Origin of the sequence: Streptomyces sp. AM 4-1-1 (genome assembly GCF_029167625.1) — a bacterium.
Taxonomy (GTDB): Bacteria; Actinomycetota; Actinomycetes; order Streptomycetales; family Streptomycetaceae; genus Streptomyces.
In genome coordinates this window covers 2,431,084-2,454,302 of the sequence record NZ_CP119145.1, presented here as the reverse complement: position 1 = coordinate 2,454,302, position 23,219 = coordinate 2,431,084, and the positions used below count along the sequence as shown (strand labels likewise).

Annotated in this window: 10 protein-coding genes and 1 pseudogene; 7 read left to right on the top strand and 4 right to left on the bottom strand. The window is 72.4% G+C overall.

Annotation, left to right across the window (positions count from 1 at the left end):
* Positions 1-59 precede the first annotated feature (59 nt).
* Positions 60-731: an HAD family hydrolase gene (locus PZB75_RS10310; protein WP_275535002.1), complete on the top strand. Its 672-nt coding sequence runs from the start codon at positions 60-62 to the stop codon at positions 729-731.
* 524 nt (positions 732-1,255) lie between these two features.
* Positions 1,256-6,289, top strand: coding sequence for an NAD-glutamate dehydrogenase (locus PZB75_RS10305; protein ID WP_275535001.1), 5,034 nt, complete (start codon positions 1,256-1,258; stop codon positions 6,287-6,289).
* A 71-nt stretch (positions 6,290-6,360) separates the two neighbouring features.
* Here the strand turns inward: PZB75_RS10305 and PZB75_RS10300 are convergent, their stop codons facing one another.
* A complete protein-coding gene (locus PZB75_RS10300; protein WP_275535000.1) occupies positions 6,361-7,167 on the bottom strand; it encodes an ABC transporter ATP-binding protein in 807 nt (268 codons plus the stop codon).
* Complete coding sequence (locus PZB75_RS10295) at positions 7,160-8,107, bottom strand: ABC transporter permease (protein WP_275534999.1); 948 nt, start codon at positions 8,105-8,107, stop codon at positions 7,160-7,162. The genes PZB75_RS10300 and PZB75_RS10295 overlap by 8 nt, the downstream gene beginning before the upstream one ends.
* 146 nt (positions 8,108-8,253) lie before the next feature.
* Between PZB75_RS10295 and PZB75_RS10290 the strand changes: the two genes are divergently transcribed.
* A complete protein-coding gene (locus PZB75_RS10290) occupies positions 8,254-8,859 on the top strand; it encodes a TetR/AcrR family transcriptional regulator (RefSeq protein ID WP_275534998.1) in 606 nt (201 codons plus the stop codon).
* Between the two features lie 13 nt (positions 8,860-8,872).
* Here PZB75_RS10290 and PZB75_RS10285 read toward each other — a convergent pair whose 3' ends face one another.
* Both PZB75_RS10285 and PZB75_RS10280 read right to left on the bottom strand, forming a co-directional pair.
* Positions 8,873-10,315, bottom strand: coding sequence for a hypothetical protein (locus tag PZB75_RS10285; RefSeq protein WP_275538656.1), 1,443 nt, complete (start codon positions 10,313-10,315; stop codon positions 8,873-8,875).
* A gap of 196 nt (positions 10,316-10,511) precedes the next feature.
* The gene (locus PZB75_RS10280) at positions 10,512-14,438 is read right to left on the bottom strand and encodes a CDP-glycerol glycerophosphotransferase family protein (RefSeq protein WP_275534997.1); all 3,927 of its coding nucleotides are present in this window, start codon (positions 14,436-14,438) and stop codon (positions 10,512-10,514) included.
* Positions 14,439-14,538: 100 nt separating this feature from the next.
* On the opposite strand from PZB75_RS10280, the gene PZB75_RS10275 reads away from it, so the two are divergent.
* From PZB75_RS10275 to rfbC, 4 genes and pseudogenes are all read left to right on the top strand, one after another.
* Positions 14,539-16,830, top strand: a complete 2,292-nt coding sequence (locus tag PZB75_RS10275; protein WP_275534996.1) for a bifunctional glycosyltransferase family 2 protein/CDP-glycerol:glycerophosphate glycerophosphotransferase — start codon at positions 14,539-14,541, stop codon at positions 16,828-16,830.
* Positions 16,831-16,953: 123 nt separating this feature from the next.
* Positions 16,954-18,795: a glycosyltransferase gene (locus PZB75_RS10270; protein WP_275534995.1), complete on the top strand. Its 1,842-nt coding sequence runs from the start codon at positions 16,954-16,956 to the stop codon at positions 18,793-18,795.
* 101 nt (positions 18,796-18,896) lie between these two features.
* Complete coding sequence (locus tag PZB75_RS10265; protein ID WP_275534994.1) at positions 18,897-22,430, top strand: bifunctional glycosyltransferase/CDP-glycerol:glycerophosphate glycerophosphotransferase; 3,534 nt, start codon at positions 18,897-18,899, stop codon at positions 22,428-22,430.
* A pseudogene (rfbC, locus tag PZB75_RS10260) lies at positions 22,418-23,002 on the top strand (dTDP-4-dehydrorhamnose 3,5-epimerase); the annotation flags it as partial. The gene PZB75_RS10265 and the pseudogene rfbC, both read left to right, overlap by 13 nt.
* Positions 23,003-23,219: the final 217 nt, after the last annotated feature.

Sequence of the window (23,219 nt, the reverse complement as noted above, 5' to 3'; positions counted from 1 at the left end):
CGACGGCCGGGGCGGAGCCGGGCTGCGCGCTGTCAGACCCCGAAGGTATTTTCGAGGGCATGGGGACATCGGGGAATCAGCGCGTACATCTGGTCTGGGACTGGAACGGCACACTGCTCGACGACATAGACGCGGTCATCGCCGCGACCAATGCCGCGTTCACCGAGATCGGCCTGTCGGCGATCACGTTGGAGCAGTACCGCGAGACGTACTGCGTGCCGATACCCCGCTTCTACGAGCGGCTGCTCGGCAGGCTGCCCACCGACGCCGAGTGGGAGCGGATGGACGGCGTCTTCCAGGACCGCTACGCCGAGCACCGTGTCGTCTGCGGCCTCACCGCGGGCGCCGAGGAACTGCTGGCGCGGTGGCGGCTCGCGGGCCGCAGCCAGTCCCTGCTGAGCATGCACGGGCACGAACAGCTGCTCCCGCTTGTCCGGGGGTACGGCATCGACCGGCACTTCATACGGGTCGAGGGGCGCACCGGCCCGTCGGGCGGCAGCAAGGCCGAGCACATGGTGCGCCACCTCGCCGCGCTGGACGGGGTGTCCCCGGAGCGCACGGTGGTCATCGGCGACGCGGTGGACGACGCGGTGGCCGCCGCGTACGTGGGGGCGCGGGCGGTGCTGTACACCGGGGGTTCGCACAGCCGGACGAGTCTGGAGACGGCCGGGGTGCCCGTCGTCGACAGCCTGGCCGAGGCGGCGGCGCTGGCCGAACGGATGACGGCCTGAGGGCTCCGCGGAGTCGTGGTCCGGCCCGTCCGGGAAGGAACGGCGACGCACCCGAGGACTCTCACGGTCCTCCCCGAGAACTCCCACGGTCCTGCCCGGGAGAGGGAACGGGATCGCGACGTTCTGCGGCTCCGCTCGCTGATCCACTGCGATCCACTCACCGCCGGGGGAAAGATCGTAGGCGATTTTCCGGCACGCGATGTCCGGAGTGTCAAACTTCGGGGTGTTCTTTTGTACACATCCGGCTCATGACGCTTCCCGGCCCCGGCGGGATAGCCTGGACCTCGTGATCAGCGCGATACGCCTCGGAGGCAGCGAAGCCTCCGAACCGAGCCCGGTGTGCCACAGTGCCCGGGCCCTCTCTGATCTTCGCGGACCGGTCCGACCGCCGAAAATGGCCCGTTCGGTCCCGGCCGTCTCTCATGGCGGCATAGCGTCGACCCCGACCGGACATTCCGTGTCGCGGCGGTACGCCGTCTTTTTCACCTACGTCTCGCAACGGCGCGTGACAGGAGCCAGAGGACATGCAGACCAAGCTGGACGAAGCCAAGGCCGAGCTGCTCGTACGGGCCGCCAAGGTAGCTGACAACGGTTCGGGCGGTGGTGTCGACGGGCCGGGGGGTGCCCCCCGGGTGCGTGTCGCCGGGGCCCAGGACGGCACCGGCGCCGACGCCGGCAAGGAGCCGCGGCACGAGCGTCCGGCCCAGGACATGCTGGTCACCTATCTCCAGCGTTACTATCTGCACACCGCCCCGGAGGATCTGAACGGCCGCGACCCGGTCGACGTCTTCGGCGCCGCGGCCTCCCACTACCGGCTCGCCGAGAACCGTCCGCAGGGCACCGCCAACGTCCGGGTGCACACCCCGACCGTCGAGGAGAACGGGTGGACGTGCAGCCACACGGTCATCGAGGTCGTCACCGACGACATGCCGTTCCTGGTCGACTCCGTCACCAATGAGCTGTCCCGGCAGGGGCGCGGCATCCACGTCGTGATCCATCCGCAGGTCGTGGTCCGACGCGATCTCACCGGCAAGCTGATCGAGGTCCTGACCGAGGGCAACGGCGTCCCGAAGCCCACGAAGAGCCGTAAGAACAGCAAGGGCGTCGCGGCCGAGCTGCCGCACGACGCGCTCGTCGAGTCCTGGATTCACGTCGAGATCGACCGCGAGACCGACCGCGCCGACCTCAAGCAGATCTCCACCGATCTGCTCCGCGTCCTGTCCGACGTACGGGAGACCGTCGAGGACTGGGACAAGATGCGCGACTCCGCGCTGCGCATCGCCGACGAGCTGCCCGGCGAGCCGACCGACGACCTCGCCGACGAAGAGGTGAACGAAGCCAGGGAGCTGCTGCGCTGGCTCGCCGCCGACCACTTCACCTTCCTCGGCTACCGCGAGTACGAGCTGCGGGACAGTGACGCGCTGGCCGCCGTCCCCGGCACCGGCCTCGGCATCCTCCGCTCCGACCCGCACCACACCGCGAACGAGGCGCACCCGGTCAGCCCGTCCTTCGACCGGCTGCCCGCCGACGCACGCGCCAAGGCCCGTGAGCACAAGCTGCTCGTGCTGACCAAGGCCAACAGCCGCGCCACCGTGCACCGCCCCAGCTACCTTGACTACGTCGGCGTGAAGAAGTTCGACGCCGAGGGCAACGTCATCGGGGAGCGCCGCTTCCTCGGACTGTTCTCCTCGTCCGCGTACACCGAGTCCGTCCGCCGGGTGCCCGTCGTGCGCCGCAAGGTCGCCGAGGTGCTGGAGGGCGCCGGCTTCACCCCGCACAGCCACGACGGCCGCGACCTGCTCCAGATCCTGGAGACGTACCCGCGCGACGAACTGTTCCAGACACCCGTCGACCAGCTCCGCTCCATCGTCACCTCGGTGCTCTACCTCCAGGAACGCCGCCGACTGCGGCTGTACCTGCGCCAGGACGAGTACGGGCGCTACTACTCCGCGCTCGTCTATCTGCCGCGTGACCGCTACACCACGGGTGTACGGGTCCGGCTGATCGACATCCTCAAGGAGGAACTGGGCGGCACCAGCGTCGACTTCACCGCCTGGAACACCGAGTCGATCCTCTCCCGGCTGCACTTCGTCGTCCGCGTCCCGCCGGGCAGCGCGCTCCAGCACCTCACCGACGCCGACGTCGACCGCATCGAGGGCAGGCTCGTCGAGGCCGCCCGCTCCTGGGCCGACGGGTTCGCCGAGGCGCTGAACGCCGAGTGCGGCGAGGAGCGCGCCGCCGAACTGCTGCGCCGCTACGCCCACGCCTTCCCCGAGGGGTACAAGGCCGACCACTCGCCGCGCGCGGCCGTCGCCGATCTCGTCCACCTCGAAAACCTCGAACGCCACGAGACGGACTTCTCGCTCAGCCTGTACGAGCCGGTCGGCGCCGCCCCCGGCGAGCGCAGGTTCAAGATCTACCGGACCGGCGAGCAGGTCTCCCTCTCCGCCGTCCTCCCCGTGCTCCAGCGGCTCGGCGTCGAGGTCGTCGACGAGCGCCCGTACGAGCTGCGTTGCGCGGACTGCACCCATGCGTGGATCTACGACTTCGGGCTGCGGATGCCGCAGACCTCGGGCAGCGGTGACTACCTCGCCGACGACGCCCGCGAACGCTTCCAGGAAGCGTTCGCCGCCGTGTGGACCGGCGAGGCCGAGAACGACGGCTTCAACTCCCTCGTGCTGCGCGCCGGTCTGAGCTGGCGGCAGGCGATGGTGCTGCGCGCCTACGCGAAGTACCTGCGCCAGGCGGGTGCCACCTTCAGCCAGGACTACATGGAGGACACCCTCCGCGACAACGTCCACACCACCCGGCTGCTGGTCTCCCTGTTCGAGGCGCGGATGTCACCCGGCCGGCAGCGCGCCGGCACGGAGCTGACGGACGGGCTGCTCGAAGAGCTGGACGGGGCCCTGGACCAGGTCGCCTCGCTCGACGAGGACCGCATCCTGCGGTCGTTCCTCACCGTCATCAAGGCGACCCTGCGGACGAACTTCTTCCAGCAGGCGGACAGCGGCAAGCCGCACGCGTACGTCTCCATGAAGTTCGACCCGCAGGCCATCCCCGATCTCCCCGCGCCCCGCCCGGCGTTCGAGATCTGGGTGTACTCGCCGCGCGTCGAGGGCGTCCACCTGCGGTTCGGCAAGGTCGCCCGAGGCGGTCTGCGCTGGTCGGACCGGCGTGAGGACTTCCGTACCGAGATCCTCGGCCTGGTCAAGGCGCAGATGGTCAAGAACACCGTCATCGTGCCGGTGGGCGCCAAGGGCGGCTTCGTCGCCAAGCAGCTCCCGGACCCGGCCGTCGACCGGGACGCCTGGATGGCCGAGGGCGTCGCCTCGTACAAGACGTTCATCTCGGCGCTCCTCGACATCACCGACAACATGGTGGCCGGCGAGGTCGTGCCGCCCGTCGACGTCGTCCGGCACGACGAGGACGACACCTATCTCGTCGTCGCCGCCGACAAGGGCACCGCGAAGTTCTCCGACATCGCCAACGACGTCGCCATCGCGTACGGCTTCTGGCTCGGCGACGCCTTCGCGTCCGGCGGCTCCGCCGGATACGACCACAAGGGCATGGGCATCACCGCCCGCGGCGCCTGGGAGTCCGTCAAGCGGCACTTCCGCGAGCTGGGTCACAACACCCAGACCGAGGACTTCACGGTCGTCGGCGTCGGTGACATGTCCGGTGACGTGTTCGGCAACGGGATGCTGCTGTCCGAGCACATCCGGCTGGTCGCCGCCTTCGACCACCGGCACATCTTCCTCGACCCGACACCGGACGCCGCCACCTCGTACGCCGAGCGGCGCCGCCTCTTCGACCTGCCGCGCAGTTCCTGGGCCGACTACAGCAAGGAGCTGCTGTCCGCGGGCGGTGGCATCCACCCGCGTACCGCCAAGTCGATCCCGGTCAACGCGCACGTCCGTGAGGCGCTGGGCATCGAGCCCGGCGTCACCAAGATGACGCCCGCGGACCTGATGCAGACCATCCTCAAGGCCCCCGTCGACCTGGTGTGGAACGGCGGCATCGGCACGTACATCAAGTCGTCCGCCGAATCGAACGCCGACGTCGGCGACAAGGGCAACGACGCGATCCGCGTCAACGGCGAGGACCTGCGGGCCAAGGTGGTCGGCGAGGGCGGCAACCTCGGCGCCACCCAGCTCGGCCGCATCGAGTTCGCCCGTACCGGCGGCCGGATCAACACCGACGCGATCGACAACAGCGCCGGCGTGGACACCTCCGACCACGAGGTGAACATCAAGATCCTGCTCAACGGCATGGTCAGGGACGGCGACATGACCGTCAAGCAGCGCAACAAGCTGCTCGCCGAGATGACCGACGAGATCGGCCGGCTGGTGCTGCGCAACAACTACGCGCAGAACACGGCGCTCGCCAACTCCAGCGCTCAGGCCCCGTCCCTGCTCCACGCCCAGCAGCGCTTCATGCGACGGCTGGTCCGGGACGGACACCTCAACCGCTCGCTGGAGTTCCTGCCCACCGACCGGCAGATCCGGGAACTGCTGAGCGCCGGCAAGGGCCTCAGCCAGCCCGAACTGGCGGTGCTGCTGGCCTACACCAAGATCACCGCGGCCGACGAGCTGATCAGGACGAGTCTTCCGGACGACCCGCACCTCCAGAAGCTGGTCCACGCCTACTTCCCGACGCAGCTCGGCGAGCGGTTCCCGGAGGCGATCGACGCTCACGCCCTGCGCCGCGAGATCATCACGACGGTGCTGGTCAACGACACCGTGAACACCGGTGGTTCGACCTTCCTGCACCGGCTGCGCGAGGAGACCGGGGCGTCGATCGAGGAGATCGTACGGGCGCAGGCCGCGGCCCGTGAGATCTTCGGTCTGGCCCAGGTGTGGGACTCCGTGGAGGCGCTGGACAACCAGGTCCCCGCGGACGTGCAGACCCGTATCCGGCTGCACTCACGGCGGTTGGTGGAGCGCGGCTCGCGCTGGCTGCTCGGCAACCGGCCGCAGCCGCTGGAGATCGCCAGGACCATCGAGTTCTTCAAGGACGGGGTGAACGAGGTCTGGGGCCAGCTGCCCAAGCTGCTCAGGGGCGGCGACCTCGACTGGTACCGGTCGATCCTGGACGAGTTCACCGACGCGGGGGTCCCGGAAGAGCTGGCGCTGCGCGTCGCCGGATTCTCCTCCGTCTTCCCGGCGCTGGACATCGTGGCGATCGCGGACCGGACGGACAAGGAACCGCTGGCCGTCGCCGAGATCTACTACGACCTCGCCGACCGGCTGGGGATCACCCAGCTGATGGACCGGATCATCGAGCTGCCGAGGTCCGACCGCTGGCAGTCGATGGCCCGTGCCTCCATCCGCGAGGACCTGTACGCCGCGCACGCGGCCCTCACGTCCGACGTGCTCGGCGCGGGCGACGAGAAGGCGTCGCCCGACGAGCGGTTCGAGGCGTGGGAGGAGAAGAACGCGGCGATCCTGGCGCGTTCGCGCTCCACCCTGGAGGAGATCCAGGGGTCGGACGCGTTCGACCTGGCCAACCTGTCGGTGGCGATGCGGACGATGCGGACGCTGCTGCGGACGCACGTCTGACCGGTACCTCCGGCACATGTGAGGGCGCCCCGGACCGTACGGTCCGGGGCGCCCTCACATGACGCGGTCCGCTACTTCTTCCCGGAGGCGGAGAACGCCTCGTACGCGGCGACGACCTCCTCGGCCGGGCCGTCCATCCGCATGGCGCCCGCCTCCAGCCAGATCGCCCGGTCGCAGGTCTCGGTGATCGCCGAGTTGCTGTGACTGACCAGGAACACCGTGCCCGCCTCCTCGCGCAGCTCGATGATCCGTTCCGTGCTGCGCCGGCGGAACTTGGCGTCGCCCGTGGACAGTGCCTCGTCGATCAGCAGGACGTCGTGCGACTTGGCGGCGGCGATGGAGAAGCGCAGCCTGGCGCCCATGCCGGAGGAGTACGTACGCATCGGGAGGGTGATGAAGTCACCCTTCTCGTTGATCCCGGAGAAGTCGACGATGTCCTGGTAGCGGGCGCGGATCTCCTCGCGCGTCATGCCCATCGCGAGGCCGCCGAGGATGACGTTGCGCTCGCCGGTCAGATCGCTCATCAGCGCGGCGTTCACCCCGAGCAGCGAGGGCTGGCCCTGCGTGTGGACATGGCCCCTGGTCGGGGGCAGCAGGCCCGCGATCGTCTTCAGCAGGGTCGACTTACCGGACCCGTTGGACCCGATCAGCCCGATGGCCTCGCCCTTGTACGCGGCGAAGCTGACGCCCTTGACGGCGTGCACCTCGCGCACTCCGGGGGTCTGCCGCCGCGACACGATCCGGCTCAGGGCCGTGGTGGCGCTGCCCTTTCCGGAGCCGGCGCCATGGACCTTGTACGTCACGTGGACGGCGTCGACGACGACGGTCGGCTCCCGGGTGTCCGTACCGCTGCCCGGGATGATGGTTGTGTCAGCCACGTCCGTACCGCTCCTCCGCCTGCCAGAAGTAAAGGAATCCGCCCACCCCGCACACCAGCGCCCAGCCCGCCGCGGCGGCCCAGACGTGCGGCGGGAGATGGTCGGCGCTGAAGCTGTCGATGAGCGCGTACCGCATCAGGTCGATGTAGAGGGCCGCCGGATTGTACTGGAGGGCCGCCAGCACCAAGTGCGGCACCCGGTCCCCCTTGAGGAGGGTGTCGAGGCTCCACATGACGCCCGAGGCGTACATCCAGGTCCGCAGGATGAACGGCATCAGCTGGGCGATGTCCGGGGTACGGGCGGTCAGCCGGGCGACGACCATCGAGACGCCGGTGTTGAACACCGCCTGGAGGGCCAGCGCGGGCACGGCCAGCAGCCAGGACAGCTGCGGGTACTGCCCGAAGACGGCCAGGATCACGGCGAGCGCGCCCAACGAGAACATCAGCTGCTGGAGCTGCTGGAGGGCGAGCGCGATCGGCAGTGAGGCGCGGGGGAAGTGCAGGGCCCTGACGAGACCGAGGTTGCCGCTGATCGCCCGGGTGCCCGCGGTGATCGAGCTGTTGGTGAAGGTCCAGATGAAGACGCCCGTGACGAGGAACGGCACGAAGTCCGCCACGCCCCGTTTCGTGTCCATCAGGATGCCGAAGATGAAGTAGTAGACCGCCGCGTTCAGCAGCGGGGTCATGATCTGCCAGATCTGACCGAGCTTCGCCTGGCTGTACTGCGCGGTGAGCTTGGCGGTGGCGAAGGCCGCGATGAAGTGCCGACGCCCCCACATCTGCCGGACGTACACCGGGACCGTCGGGCGGGCCCCGCTGATGGTCAGTTCGTGGCGGGCGGCCAGCGCGGCGAGTTCGCCCGGTTCGTACACGCGGAAGGGCTGGGCGGCCGCAGGGGGCGGCGGAGCTGCGGTCGGCGGGGGTGCTGTCTGGCTCACCACGATCGCTTTCGACGGAGGCGAAATCCCCGGGGGGGGACGAGGAAGGTTCTAAGGACGGGACGGGACCGTATCGTCGCAACGCCGAGGGTAGGACGCCACGACGCCGGAACGCAACCGTTTCGTCGTACCGGACTATCATTCGGGCCATGACGACCGACCCGGGAACCCGACGCCGTGCCCCCGCGGGAGCCGCCGTGCTCCGCGAGGACGTGACCGATGCGATCCGCAGCGCCGTCTTCGAGGAACTGGCCGCGGTGGGCTTCGCCCGGATGTCCATCGAGGGCATCGCCCGGCGTGCGGGGGTCGGCAAGACAGCCGTGTACCGCCGCTGGAAGTCCAAGCTGCACCTGGTGCTCGACCTGGTCTCGGCGGTGGCTTCCCAGGGACTGCCCGCCCCCGCGACCGGTTCGCTGTACGGGGATGTGCGGGCGGTCCTCGAACTAGCCTCGTACGCCCTGAGGCACCCCCTCGCCTCGCAGGTCATCCCCGATCTGCTGGTGGAGGCGGCCCGCAACCCGGAGATCTCCGACGCGATCAAGGCGGCGCTGCTCGACCAGCAGCAGGGGATAGCCGCGGTGGTGGTGCGGGAAGCGGTCGAGCGGGGCGAGCTGCCCGAGGGGAGCGACCCGGACCGCGCCCTGGACCTGATCGTCGGCCCGCTGTACTGGCGGCTCGCCGTGGTGCGCGGCGGCCTCCCCAAGGGATACCTGGACGACCTGGCCGAGTCGGCGGTCGCCGCCCTCAAGAAGTGACGTACGCGAGCGGTCAGCCCGGAGGGACGCCGGGGAGCCGGGCCAGCACCTCTCCGGTACGCGTGCTGTACGCCACCACCACCGCGTTCCTCGGCAGCCGTTCGTCACGGGTGAGCAGCAGCCAGCGCACCCCGTAACGCGCCGCGATCCGCTCCCGCCGCGCCTCGGTCGCCGACGGGTCGAGATAGGCCCGCACGGCCCGGACCCGGCGCTGCCGCTCGCTCTCCGCCAGCGCGGCGTCGGGCCAGGGCGGGGCGACGAGATACGGGCCGTACCCGGCGAGTGAACGCGTCGCCCGATAGCTGTCCGTCAACACCACATCGCCCGCAGGGATGTGCGCAGCGGCCCAGTCGTACGTCTCCCAGCGCATCGGCCGGTCCATCCCCAACGGGTCCAGCGCGCGCGGCACCACCGCCCCGCCCTGCGCGGTGACGAACCCCAGACCGGCCGCCACGGCGGCCAACGGCGCCAGCACCCGCCGGGGCACCGGCCACGGCCGGGGAGCCGCCAACTCGACGGCGAGCGCGAACTGGGCCGGTACGAGCGTGAGCCCCAGCAGCCGCCCGTACGTGTAGTGGCCGCTGAACCAGCCGTACGTCACCGCCGCCGCGTCCAGGACGAACATCAGCACCAGCGGATCGCGGCGGTCCGCGCGCCACCGCAGCCAGAGCGCGGGCAGCGCGGGCAGCACCAGCCAGTAGTGGGGGACCAGGTCCTCGTAGAGCACCCGGTGGATGCGGTCGACAGCGCTGTCGCCGACCAGCGCGAAGGCGTCGAAGTACGGCCAGGTCCCGGCCACCACGACGGCCACCGCACCGGTCAGCGCCCAGCGCGCCACCACCCGGCGGGTCCAGTCGCGCTGCCACCCGACGACCAGGGCGACCACCCCGACGACCGCGCCCACCGAGGAGATGGGGTGGATCAGCAGGACCAGCCCGAGGAGCACCCCGATCCCGGCGTGATCCACCCACCCGGTCGCGATCCCGCCGCCCGGGGAGGACAGGCGCGCCGCGTGCCCCGTCCAGGCCCAGACGTGGAAGGCGAGCCCGATCGCGAAGGTGCTGGGGTACGGCAGATTGCCGGTCATCGACATCAGCCCCAGCGACCCGCTCCACCACATCCGCTCGGTCCCCCACAGCAGCACCATGGCGGCCAGCGCGAGGACCGGCGCCCAGCGGCTCGGGCTCAGCAGCCGGGTGAAGCGCCCGATCCCGGTGAGCAGCACGATCAGGTTGACCGGGCCGGACAACAGGACGACGGACCGTCCGGCCAGCCCGGTGGCCCGTGCGACCAGCCCCTGGAACACCGCGTACGGCGAGTAGTACGGCGATCCGTCCCCCGGCAGATCGGCCATCGGGTGCGACGGATGCAACAGATCGGCGCTCAGCCGCTCCACCACGGCCGCGTGCTGCCCGAAGTCGCAGCACATCGGCACCCGCCAGGCCGCCGCCGACATCACAGCCCAGAACAGCCCGCCGAGCAGGAAGTAGGGACTGGGCAGCCAGAGCGCGGGCGGACGGTCGGTCGCCGGGGCGGACGTGACGGAGGAGTGCACATCCCATCGGTTCCGTACGACGCCACCCGCCACCCACCCGTCACCCGAAAGGCGGCGCCCCGACACCACCCCACCCACACCCCCACACACCCACCCCCTACCCGCCGCTCCCCGCCAGCAGCCGGTCGACGACCCGCCCGGCCGCGCCGCCGTCGTCCAGATCGCAGAAGTCCCGCCGGAAGCTCTCGTACACACCGGACGACGCCTCCTCCGCACCACCAACCGGCCCGCGGGCGCGGGACGGCCGGGTGGGGGCGTGCAGGCGGGTCCCCGCAGGAGCGGGCGCAGGACCCGGGTTCGCATCCGGTGCGGGGTGCCGCGCCCGCTCCGAGGAGACACGCCGGAGGGCCCCCGCCCCCACCCACCCGTGCGGCGCACCCCGCTCCGCCGGTGCGTCGCGGCCACACAACGCGGCGACGATCTCGTCCGTCCCGGGAAGCAGCGGCCCGGGGGCCCGGCTCTCGAAGTCGAGGCAGAAGCCGCGCACGGTGTCGCGGTAGTGCTCCAGGTCGTACGTGTGGAAGAGCATCGGCCGGCCGGTGTGCGCGAAGTCGAACACCAGGCCCGCGTAGTCCGTCACCAGCACATCGGCGATCAGCAGCAGCTCGGCCGCGGACGGATGGCCGGACACGTCGAGCACCCCGGACCCGACCGGTACGCCCCCGGCCACCCGGGGATGCCTGCGGACCAGCACGGTGTGGGTGCCACCGAGCGCCCGGCCCAGGGCGGCCAGGTCGAGAGCGGGGTCCCAGCGGTAGCGGGGGTCGGGACTGGGGGAGTGGCACAGCTGGTCGCGGTAGGTCGGCGCGTACAGCACGACCCGCCGGCCGTCCGGGACACCGACCTGCCGGCGTACCCGCTCGGCCGTCTTCTCCCGGTCCGGTGAGAACAGCAGGTCGTTGGCGGGCGACCCGGCCTCGACGACCTCCCCCCGGTAGGACAGCGCCCGGCGCAGCACCGGGGTGGCGAAGGTGCTGGGGGAGACCAGGAACGACCACTGGGCCGAGCGGTGCGCCAGGGACGCGAGGTGGTGGTGGTCGGCGTACAGCGTGTCCATGAGGTCGATGCCGAAGCGGCCCAGCGGGGTGCCGTGCCAGGTCTGGACGACGGTCTGCCCCGGCCGCCGTTCGAACCACTCGGGCAACTGGTCGGCGGTGACGATCCGGCGGACCCGCGCCAGCGCCTCGTACCAGGCGGCGCTGTGTTCGACGACGGGGGTCGCGGTGGGCGGTACGTGCCCCGGCGCGCACCGCTCGTCGACGACCCACAGGTGCTCCACGTCCGTGCCCCGGCGCACCAGCTCCGCGTGCACGGCGCGCGGGGAGTCGCCCCCGGTGTAGAGTACGGCGTCGCGCAACGGGCGTGCGCGCTGCGCCGGGTGGTGCGCGGAGCGCAGGGCGGCCTGACGGTACGCGCCCCGCTCGGCGACCGCGAGGGCAGGCCCGGCGTGCACGGTCAGCCGGTCGCCGTACCGCCGGTCGAGTGTGAACGGGCGTGTAAGGCCGGGGAGTTGCAGCGGCAGCCGGGCGGTGAGCGAGGTCCGCACCCGGACCGGGAGGCCGCCCTGGTACGCGTCCCAGCGGCCCGCGCGGAGTGTGTGGGCGAGCAGCGCGGGAGAAAGAACGGCGGTGAACCGACCGAGGGTGTCACCACCGCCCGCCTCCGCACCCGCACCCGCCACGGGCCCGACCCCCGCCACCGGCTCGGTCACCACCCCCGGCACCACTCCCGGTACCCGCACGGGCCCCGGCACCGGCACGGTCACCGCCTCCGCCCCCGCCCCAGCCCCGTGCCCGGGCCCCGCCCCCGCCCCTGTCGCCCCCACGGGCCCCGTCCCCGGCGCCCCCACGGGCCCCGCCCCAGCCCCGGGCCCCGCCCCTGTCGTCCCCACGGGCCCCGCCCCCGGCACGGTCACCACCACCGGCACGGTCACCGTCTCGCGCAGGGTGTCGTGCCGTAGCACCAGATCGTCCGCAGTCCCCGTGCCCTCGACGCGCAGCCCGCCGTCCGGCGTCCACTCCGCCCGGTCCACCGTCGCGGACCCGCTCAGATCGATCACCAACTCGCCCGCCGCGTCGGCGACCGCCGGGAGTCCCAGTCCCGGGGCGGCGGCGAGCGGCGGTTGCGTACCGTCGACCAGGACCAGACGGGCCCGCCACCGTCCCGTGTCCTCCGGTTCGACCTCCGCCGGCGTGAGGCGCTGGGACGGGGACACCGGTACGGTGGCGAGGTCCGCGAGCGGGACCCGTACCGTGAAGCGTTCGTCGGCGCCGCACTCCACGGGAAAGACCGGCCCCGCGCCGGCCGGACCGGTCGCAGCGTCCGCCGCGCCGGTCGCCGCGCCGGTCGCCGTACTGGTCGCCGTACTGGTCACCGGGCCGCTCGCCCCGCCCTCCGGGACGAACCGTACGGCCGTCGGCCGGGCACCGCCGTAGAGCCGTCCCGTCAGGGTGAGTTCGGCGCCGCCCTGGTGGGCGTCGACCACGGCGAGCGGGCGGGAGACGGTCAGTTCGAGCCGCCCGTCCCGGTAGCCGAGCACCGCGCGCAGCCCCTCGCCCAGGTCGTGGACGGACGGCTGGAGGGCCGCGGCCTCCGTCGAGCGCACCGCCACCCGCCGCACCACGCCGTGGCCCGCCACCACCAGACCCACCAGCCGGCTGCCGGGGCGCAGTTTCCGCGGGTCGACGACCAGTTCGAAGCCCGCGTGGTCGTAACAGTGCAGCTCCTGCCCGGAGTCCGCGGTGGCCACGGGTGCCGGGACGGTCCGCACCGGCACCATCCGCGGTCGTCCGCCCCCGGCCGCGCGCAGCATGGCCGCCTTCAGCGAGTGGTGTGGCGCGGTCGCGGGAAGGTTCCGGATGTACGCGTACCCGCGCAGCCGCAGTTTCCCGTCGTCGCCCCAGTGCGCCCCGGTCAGCCGTGCCACCGCGGGGAGGTCGCCGCGTGACAGCCGGACCGAGCAGTCGGGGATTCCCGGGTACGAGGCGCGGCGGCGTCCCGGCGGTCCGGTCACGGCGAACGTCCCGGCCCCGTTGGTCCGCCGGAAGGCCAGCGCGGTCAGCAGATCGTCGAGCCGTCGCTCCCGCACCAGCCGCCAGTCGAGCCGCAGTTGGGCCGGGAGCCCGGACGCCCGGTCGAGGACGGCCGGGTCGGCGGCGGTCATCCGGTCGATGAACGCGCCCGCGTCCGTCATGAACGCGGTCCGGTACGCGTCGCCGCCCAGCGGCAGCCCCTCCAGGAAGTATCCGAAGTCGTCGCGCAGGCACGACAGGTCGTAGCGCCGCCGCTGTCCGTCCTCCCGGTCCGCCAGGAACGCGCTGACCTGCTCGCACGCCGCGATCCTGTCCCGTACGCCCCGGACGTCGGTACGCCGCCGGGTGATCGACCCCTCCCGCACCCGCCAGTAGTAGACGTGCTCGCGCAGCACATCCACCGAACCGGCCAGGAAGTGCGCCGGGATCATCACCGGTGTGTCCTCGTACAGCTTCCCCTCGGGGAAGGCGAAGGCGTGCCGGTCCCAGAAGGCGCGGCGGAACACCTTGTTCCAGGCGACCCGGTCCGCGAGCAGCCGTGGGTCGCGGGTGATGTGGGTGCGCGCCTGTGAGGTGGTCAGCCAGCGGTACTGCCAGGCCTGGCGGCGGCCCTGCTCGTCCAGCCGCCAGACATTGCCGGTCGCGAGGTCCGAGCCGGTCGATTCCAGGCAGGCCAGCATCCGTTCGTACGCGTCGTGGACGACGAGGTCGTCGCTGTCGACGAACGCCAGGTAGGGGACGTCGGGCGTGGTGTGGCGCACGCCGGTGTTGCGGGCGGCGCTGAGCCCGGCGTTCGGCTGCCGGACGTAGCGGAAGCGGGTGTCACGGCGGGCGAAGTCCCGCGCGATGGCACCGCTGCCGTCCGTCGAACCGTCGTCGACGAGCACCACCTCGATGTCGTCGACGGATTGCGCGGCCACCGACCGCAGGCACTCCTCCAGGTGCTCCTCGACGTTGTAGACGGGCACGACGACGCTGAGGCGAGGCTTCATGGTCAGGACAACCCTGAGCGGGCCGCCGAGTCACCGCCGCTCGTCCGAACGGGTGAAGCGGCGGCTCGGCGCCGGGCGTCCCCGATTACGCTCGGCTGCCATGCTCCTCAGTGTCGTTGTGCCCGTCCACCGTGTTCAGGGATATCTGCGGGCGACCCTGGAATCCGTGGTCGGCCAGTCCTTCCGCGCGTGGGAACTGATCGTCGTGGACGACCGGTCGCCGGACGGCAGCGCGGCCATCGCGGCGGAGTTCGCGGCGCGCGATCCCCGGGTGCGGGTCCTCACCCTGCCGGAACACCGGGGGGCGGGCGAGGCCCGCAACGCGGGCGCGGCCGAGGCGCGCGGCGAGTGGCTGCTCTTCCTGGGGGGCGACGATCTGCTGCTGCCGGGCGCGTTGGAGGCAGTCGCGCGACGGCTCGCGGGGGGCGTGCACGCGGGGAGCGCGGCGGGTGCGGAGACCGGGAGCACGGGGACCGGGAGCACGGGGACCAGGAGCACGAGGCCCGGAGATGCGGCCGGGCGCGTGGCGGGCCAGGACGGGAACGCCGAACGCACCCCCGGGGAGGTCCTGGCCGATCCGGGCGCGGCCCGGATCGTCCCCAACGCCGACGCGGTCGTCACCGACGCCGCCCCAGCCGATCCCGGCGGGGCCCCAGTCCCCCCCGGCGCCGACCCGGCCACCCCCGACGCCGATGCGATCGAACCCGACACCAACCCGACCGACCCCGACACCGACCGTGTAGATGTGCTGCTCCTCGGGCACGACCGGCTCGACTGGTGGGGCGACGTCTCGCCCGGTGACCCCCTCCCCGCCGCCCGGCCCCGGGTCTTCCGGCGTGCCTTCTGGACCGCCCGGCGGCTGCGCTTCACCGACGGGCCGTACGCGGACGTCCTCCCCGTCCACCGGGCGACCCTCCTCGCCACCGACTCCGGCACCCTCGCCGCCCTCGACAGGATCTGTGTGCGTCACCGGATTCGCCGCTCCGGGACCTTCGCCACCACGCCGGGCCGCCACCACTTCGCGCTCCTCGACGCGTACGACCGGCTGCTCGCCGAGACCGGTGACGATCCCCGCGCACGCGCCGCGCGCACCGCGCACGCGCTGGCCGTCCTGGACGACCCCGGCCGCATCCGGCCGCAGGACCGGGCCGCCTTCTTCCGCGCCGCCGGACTGCCCGGACGGTACGCCGCACACCGCGCCCGGCAGGCCGCCCGCGCCCGCCGCCGGCGCACCCTGGCCACGCTGCGCCAGGGGAGGAAGACCCTGCGGCGCCAGGTCATGCGGGCCGCCTACCGCACCGATCTGCACAGGCCGCTCGACCCCACGCTCGCGGTGTACGGGGCCTACTGGAACCGTGGCGTCGCCTGCAACCCGGCCGCCATCCACGCCAAGGCCCGCGAACTCGCCCCGCACATCCGAGGTGTCTGGGTGGTCTCCTCCCGCCACCGCGACCGGATGCCCCCCGGTGTCCCGTACGTCATCGAGGGCTCCCGCGCCTACTGGCGGGCCATGGCGACCGCCACGTACCTCGTCAACAACTCCAGCTTCCCCGGCGGCTTCACCAAACGCCCCGGTCAGATCTACCTCCAGACCCATCACGGCACCCCGCTCAAGACGATGGGCCTCGACCAGCGGGCCTACCCGGCGCTCACCGGTTCGGTCAGCTTCGAGAGGATCGTCGCCCACACCGACCAGTGGGACTTCAGCCTCTCCGCCAACCCGCACACCACCGAGGTCTGGGACCGGGTCTACCCGGCCTCGTACGAGCATCTGAACCTCGGCTACCCGCGCAACGACGTCTTCTTCACCGACACCGCCGAACGGACCGCCGCCGCACGCGACCGGCTCTCCATCGAGCCCGGCCGGACCGCCCTGCTGTACGCGCCCACCCACCGCGACTACCGCAAGGGCTTCGTCCCGCACCTCGACCTGGAGCACCTGGCCCGCCAACTCGGCGCCAAATACGTGCTGTTGGTGCGGGCCCACTACTTCTACGGGCGGTCGGCACTCCTCGACGCCGGACGCGTCATCGACGTCACCGGCCACCCCTCCGTCGAAGAACTCTGCCTGGCCGCCGACGGGTTGATCACCGACTACTCCTCGCTGATGTTCGACTACGCCTGCCTGGACCGGCCGATCATCAGCTACGCCCCCGACTGGCCCGCCTACCGGGCCTCGCGCGGCACCTACTTCGATCTGCTCTCCGGCCGTCCGGGCGACACCCCGGGAGCCGTCGCCACCACGGAGGACGAGCTGCTGGAGCTGGTGCGCGGGGGGGAGTGGCGGTCGGAGCGGACGGCCGCGCTGCGCACCGCGTTCCGGGAGCGGTTCTGCCCGTACGACGACGGGCACGCGGCCGAGCGGGTGGTGCGGCGGCTCTTCCTGAGCTGAGGGGTGTCCGGTGGCTGCGCCACTCGGGTGATCCGGCGACGGGTCGCGTAGCCGGTGCGGGCGGCGAATCGTTGCTCCATCCGAGTGGCCCCGACGCGGTCGCCGGAATCGACTGGAGCGGTTGTGACCAGCCCCGATGTGACGCCCAGCCCCGATGTGACGCCCAGTCCGGATGCGACGCTCAGTCCGGAGACGGCATCCGGTCCCGGGACGACGCCCGTGCCCGACGATCCGTCCGTCCCCGATGTGACGGTCGTCGTCGCCGTGTACAACACCATGCCGTACCTCACCTCGTGTCTGACCTCGCTGGTCGAGCAGACCATCGGACTCGACCGGATGGAGGTCATCGCCGTCGACGACGGTTCGACCGACGGCAGCCGCAAGGAGATCGAGCGGTTCGCCGAGCTGTACCCGGGCCTCTTCACCGTCCTCGGCAGGCCCAACTCCGGTGGTCCGGCCGCTCCGAGCAACATGGCCCTGGACCGGGCCACCGGTCGGTACGTGTTCTTCGTCGGCGCCGACGACACGCTCGGGCCCGAGGCGCTGGACCGGCTCGTGTCGGCGGCCGACCGGCTCGGGTCGGACGTGGTCCTGGGAAGGATGGTCGGCGTGAACGGGCGCAAGGTGCCCCGCGCCGTCTTCGCCGAGAGCAAGGACACCATCACCTTCGAGAACTCCGCGCTGGCCTGGTCGCTCTCCAACACCAAGCTGTTCCGGCGGCAGTTGATCGAGCGCCATCAGTTGCGCTTCCTGGAGGACATGCCGGTCCTCAGCGACCAGCCGTTCACGCTCGAAGCCTGTCTGCGGGCCCGGCGGATCTCCGTACTCGCCGACTACGACTACTACTTCGCCGTGCGCCGCGAGGACGGCGGCAACGTCACATACACCCACAAGCGCAGACGCGCGATGCGGCTGCGTGCCACCAAGTCGATCATGGACATCACCGAGCGGCTGGCTCCTTCCGTCAAGGCCAGGGACGCCATCCACCGCAGACACACCACCTGGGAGCTGGCCCCGCTGCTCGACGCCGGGTTCCCCGAACTCCCCCGGGCCGAGCAGGAGTACCTGTGCCGGGGCATCGGTGAACTGGCCGCCCGGCACTGCAACGACACCAGCATGAACAAGCTGTCCGTCACCCGACGGCTCTGTCTGCGGCTCGCCGAGCGCGGCGAGCTGGACGCCCTCCTCGCCGTCCTGCGCTGCGACACCGAGCACGGCGGATCACCACCGCTGCTGCGGGACGGCAACCGGGTGTACGCCGAGTACCCGGGCTTCCGCGACCGCGAACTGGGGCTGCCCGACGCCTGGTTCGACGTCACGGCACGCATCGCGGCCGACTTCCGGGAGCAGCGGATCGAGGTCCGCCGGCTCACCGTGGACCGGGCACGCCTGCTGACGTTCGAGGTGCACAGCGCCCTGCCGATCCACGGCGGGGTGCGGGCGGTGGCCGTACCGGAGCGGGGGACGGCCGAGGAACGGTACGAGGCGGAGGCGGTCCCGCGCTCCGGTGGGGGCGCGCCGAACGCGGACACGGGTGCGGACGGTGAAGACACCGGCGCAGGCCCGACCGTCACCACGAGCGCGGGCGCGACGACGGGCACCGGAGGCGACACCGTGGTCCTGGTCTGCCGGATTCCGCTGCGGCGGCTGGTCACCGACGAGACGGGAGTGGCCAGGCGGTGGACCGTCCGGGTCGAGGCCGCCGTCGCCGGGGCGACCCGCCACCTCCCGGTGTCGCCCACCGCCGACTGCCCGGCCCCGCTGCGGATCTGGCACCGGGGCCGCCCGTACCGGGTGATGCCGGTGGTGGACGCCCGGGGCCGGGTCCGGATCACCGTCACCCGCATCAGGGCCGGCCGGGTGCTCACCGCTCCTGTCCGGCGGCTGCGCGTCCTGCGGACCCTGCCAGGAGTTCCGGCCCGCCTTCGAACACCGGACCGACCCGGGTCGAAAAGCACTCCGTAGGACCGACTGTCACCCGTATGGGGCAGCGGCAGGTGACCCGCGGGCCCGCACACGGTTGAGCCGACGGACACCCAGGCCCTCAAGAACGGACGTGCTCAACCATGCCGCCACGGCTCAGCGTCGTCGTCCCCGTCCACAACGTGGAGCTCTATCTGACGGACTGCCTCACGTCCCTCGCCGAGCAGACCATGGCCGACCTGGAGGTGGTGATGGTCGACGACGGGTCCACGGACGACAGCGCCGGGCTGGCGGCGCGGTTCGCCGAGCGCGACGGCCGGTTCCGGCTCGTACGGCAGCCGAACGGCGGACTCGGGCACGCCCGTAACACCGGGGTCGCCAACCGCGATCCGGGCTCGCGCTACCTCGCGTTCGTCGACAGCGACGACGTGGTGCCGCCGCACGCCTACGAGTCGCTGGTCGGCGCGCTCGAAGAGACCGGATCGGACATCGCGTCCGGCAACGTGCTCAGGCTCCGGGCCGGTGGCCGGCTCCAGCAGTCACCCAACTTCCGGCAGGCGATGGCGACCACCCGGCTGCGCACCCACATCTCCCGGGACTGGGACCTGGCCGCCGACCGGATCGCCTGCAACAAGGTCTTCCGCACCTCCTTCTGGGACGAGCACTCCTTCGCGTTCCCCGTCGGCTGCCTCTACGAGGACATCCCGCTGGTGCTGCCCGCGCACTTCCTGGCCCGTACCGTCGACGTGCTCAAGGACCCCGTCTACCACTGGCGGGACCGGGCCGGGTCCATCACCACCCGGCGCGCCGTCGTCCGCGGCATCCGCGACCGGGCGTCCCACGTCCTGGGCGTCGCCACGTTCCTGGAGGAGCACCGGGGCGCCACCGACAAGGGCCGCTACGAGGCACACGTACTCGCCCACGACCTCCGGTACTTCATGGACGCGCTGCCGGACGGCGACGACGAGTACCGCCGGGCGTTCCTGACGTACGCCAACGAGTTCACCGACCAGGTCGACCCCGCCGTGCTCGACGGACTGCCGCTCAGGCTGCGGGTGATGTGGCACCTGACGCGTGAGCGGCGGATGGACGAACTGCTCGCGCTGCTCGCCCACGACCGCAGCGAACCCGGCGCGTTCACCGTCCGGGGCGTACCCCGCCGCGCCTCCTACCCGGCACTCGCCGGGCCCGTGCCGCGCTCCGTGCTGCGGGTCACCGACCAGGACCTGCCGCTCACCGCCCGGCTGCGCGAGGCGTACTGGCGGGACGGCAGACTGCACCTCAAGGGGTACGCCTACATCCGCAACCTCCCCTCCGCGGGCCGGCGCGGCGCGCTGCGGGCCGGCTGGCTGCGGGCCGGGCGCGGGAACGTCGTACCGCTGCGGCTGCGCCGCGTCGAGGAGCCCGAGGCCACCGCCCGCTCCCGGCAGAGCCTGCACGACTACGACCTGACCGGCTTCGAGACGTCCGTCGACCCCGGCAGGCTCGCCCCCGGCACCGACCGGCTCACCTGGCGTCCGGAGATCGGCTTCGCGGGCCCCGGACTGCTCCGCCGCTCCGCCGTCTCCACCGTCGAGGCCCCCGCCGCACCGCCCGTGCACCGGCCCGACGGCGACCACCGGATCGTGCCCGCCTTCGAGGGCGGCACGCTGGTGGTGCACGCCGAGCGGATCGACGCCCGGTTCGAGACGCACCGGGCGGGCGACGACCGCACCGTCCTGCTCGACGGCATGATCCGCGAACGCCTCGGCGAGGGCCCGCTGCGGCTGTGCCTCACCCACCAGCACACCGGCGCCGCGCTCGACTGCCCGGTGACCGTGCGGCCCCCCGTGACGGCGGGCTGGCGGCGCTTCACCGCCGAGGTGCCCCTCGACGCGTTCGCCGGCACCCGCTCCGTGCCCGCCCGCGCCACCGACCCGTACAGCCTCCACCTGGTCGCGGCGGACGGGCGGCGGATCACCCTCGACGCCCCCGGACCGGTCCCGCCCGGCCGCTACCCGGTCGGCCAGGAGGGCCGCGAACTCGGACTCGGCGTCAGCTCCCGGGGCAATCTCCTGATCAGCGACCGGATCACACAGCCCGTCGTCGAACGCGCCGAGTGGACGGCGGACGGCCGACTGCTCCTGGAGGGCGACCACCCGCACGACCCCGACCGCCCCGTCGAGCTGATCGCCCAGCACAGCGGCCACCGCGAGGAGGCCGTGTTCCCGGTCACCCCGGTGGGACCGCCCGAGGAGGGACGGTTCCGGGCCGTCGTGGCACCGGACGCCGTCGAGGGCCCCGGCGGCCCGCTGCCGCTCGGCGAGGGCCACTGGTACCTCTTCCTCCGCGAGCGCGGTACGACCGACGACGGCCGGGACGCCGCCCTGCGCCTCCCGGCCGCCGCCCACCGCACCGTGCCCGCCGCCCGCACCCTCGCCGGACGCGTGTACACCGTCGAACGCCGCTTCCACGACCAACTGCTGATCAACAGCGGCTCCGTCCTCACCGCCCGCGAGCGCGGCGCCCGCGGCGAACGCGCGCTGCGCGAGGCGTACCTGGTCCAGCGCGTCGCGGCCCTGCGCGACGCCGTCCTGTACAGCAGCTTCGACGGCCGCCAGTACTCCGACTCACCGCGCGCGGTCCACGAGGAACTCGCCGCCCGCACGGTCGACCTCGAACACCTCTGGGTCGTCCACGACCAGCAGGCCCGCGTCCCGGCGGGCGCCACCTCCGTTGTCCATGGGAGCGCGGCCTGGCACGAGGCACTGGCCCGCTGCCGCCACATCGTCACCAACACCCAGCTGCCCGACTGGTTCGTCAGGCGCGAGGGCCAGACCGTCGTCCAGACCTGGCACGGCACCCCCCTCAAACGCATCGGTCTCGACCTCGCGGGCACCCCGCAGGCCAACGCCGCGTACATCGCCACCATCGAGCGGCGTGCCCGCCAGTGGTCGGTGCTGGTCTCCCCGAACACCTTCTCCACCCCCGTGCTGCGCCGCGCGTTCGGCTATCAGGGCGAGGTCATGGAGTGCGGCTATCCGCGCAACGACCTCTTCCACGGCCCGGACCCGGTGAAGGCCGCCGCGACGGTACGGGAACGACTGGGGCTGCCGGACGGCAAACGGATCGTCCTGTACGCCCCGACCTGGCGCGAGGACCGCACCGGGGGCGGCGGCGGATACGCCCTCGACCTGCGGCTCGACCTGGCCGCCGCGGAACGCGAACTCGCCGCCGACACCGTGTTGCTGGTACGCCGTCACTACCTCGTCACCGACCGGCTCCCGGACACCGGCAGCGGCTTCGTCCGGGACGTCTCGCGCTACCCGGACGTCGGCGAACTCATGCTGGTCAGCGACGTGCTGGTCACCGACTACTCCTCGCTGATGTTCGACTTCGCGCAGACCGGGCGGCCGATGCTCTTCCACACGTACGACCTGGAGCACTACCGCGACACCCTGCGCGGCTTCTGCTTCGACTTCGAGAGCCGGGCCCCCGGACCGCTGATCCGGGACTCCGCCGGTCTCGTCGCCGCGCTCCGCGACCCCGAACGCGCCACCCGCGACCACGCGGAGGCGTACGCGGCGTTCCGCCGGGACTTCTGCGACCTCGACGACGGGCACGCGGCGGCCAGGGTCGCGGACCGGCTGCTGCGCCCCGCCACCACGCCCGGGGGGAGCGGACCGTGCGCGAGCTGAGCATCGAAGGCGCCTGGGTGTCCGAGCCCCGGCTGTTCCACGACAGCCGGGGCAGTTTCCACGAGTGGTTCACGGAGGACGGCTTCGGGGCCGCCGCCGGGCATCCCCTGACCCTCGCGCAGGCCAACTGCTCGGTCTCCGCCCGGGGGACGCTGCGCGGCGTCCACTTCGCCGATGTGCCGCCCGGCCAGGCGAAGTACGTGAAGTGCGTGCGCGGGGCCGTGCTGGACGTGGTCGTCGACCTCAGGACCGGGTCGCCCACCTACCGGCGCTGGGAGGCCGTCCGGCTCGACGACACCGACCACCGGTCCGTGCACCTCTCCGAAGGGCTGGGCCACGCCTTCATGGCGCTCACCGACGAGGCGACGGTGGTCTACCTCTGCTCCACCGGGTACGCCCCGGCCAGCGAGCACGGCATCCACCCGCTCGACCCGGAGCTGGGCATCGCCTGGCCGCCCGGCCGGACGCCCGTACTGTCCGAGAAGGACGCGCGGGCCCCCACCCTCGCCGAGGCCGAACGCGCGGGGCTGCTGCCGTCGTACGAGGCGTGCGCGGCCTGGCGCGCGGGGCTGCGGAGGCGGTCGGCGCCGCCCGGCGCCCGGCCCGGCCTCCAGACAGGTCCCCGGTCCGGCTCCCGGTCCGAGTCCGAACCCGACTCCCAGTCCCAGTCCGAGTCCGAGGCCGGCTCCCGGCCCGGTCCTCGGCTCGACCCCCGCCCCGGCCGTCCGGTCGGACACCGTGAGCCGCTGCCCGCGCCACGCTGAGGGCGTGGCCGGGCGGTGCGCCGAC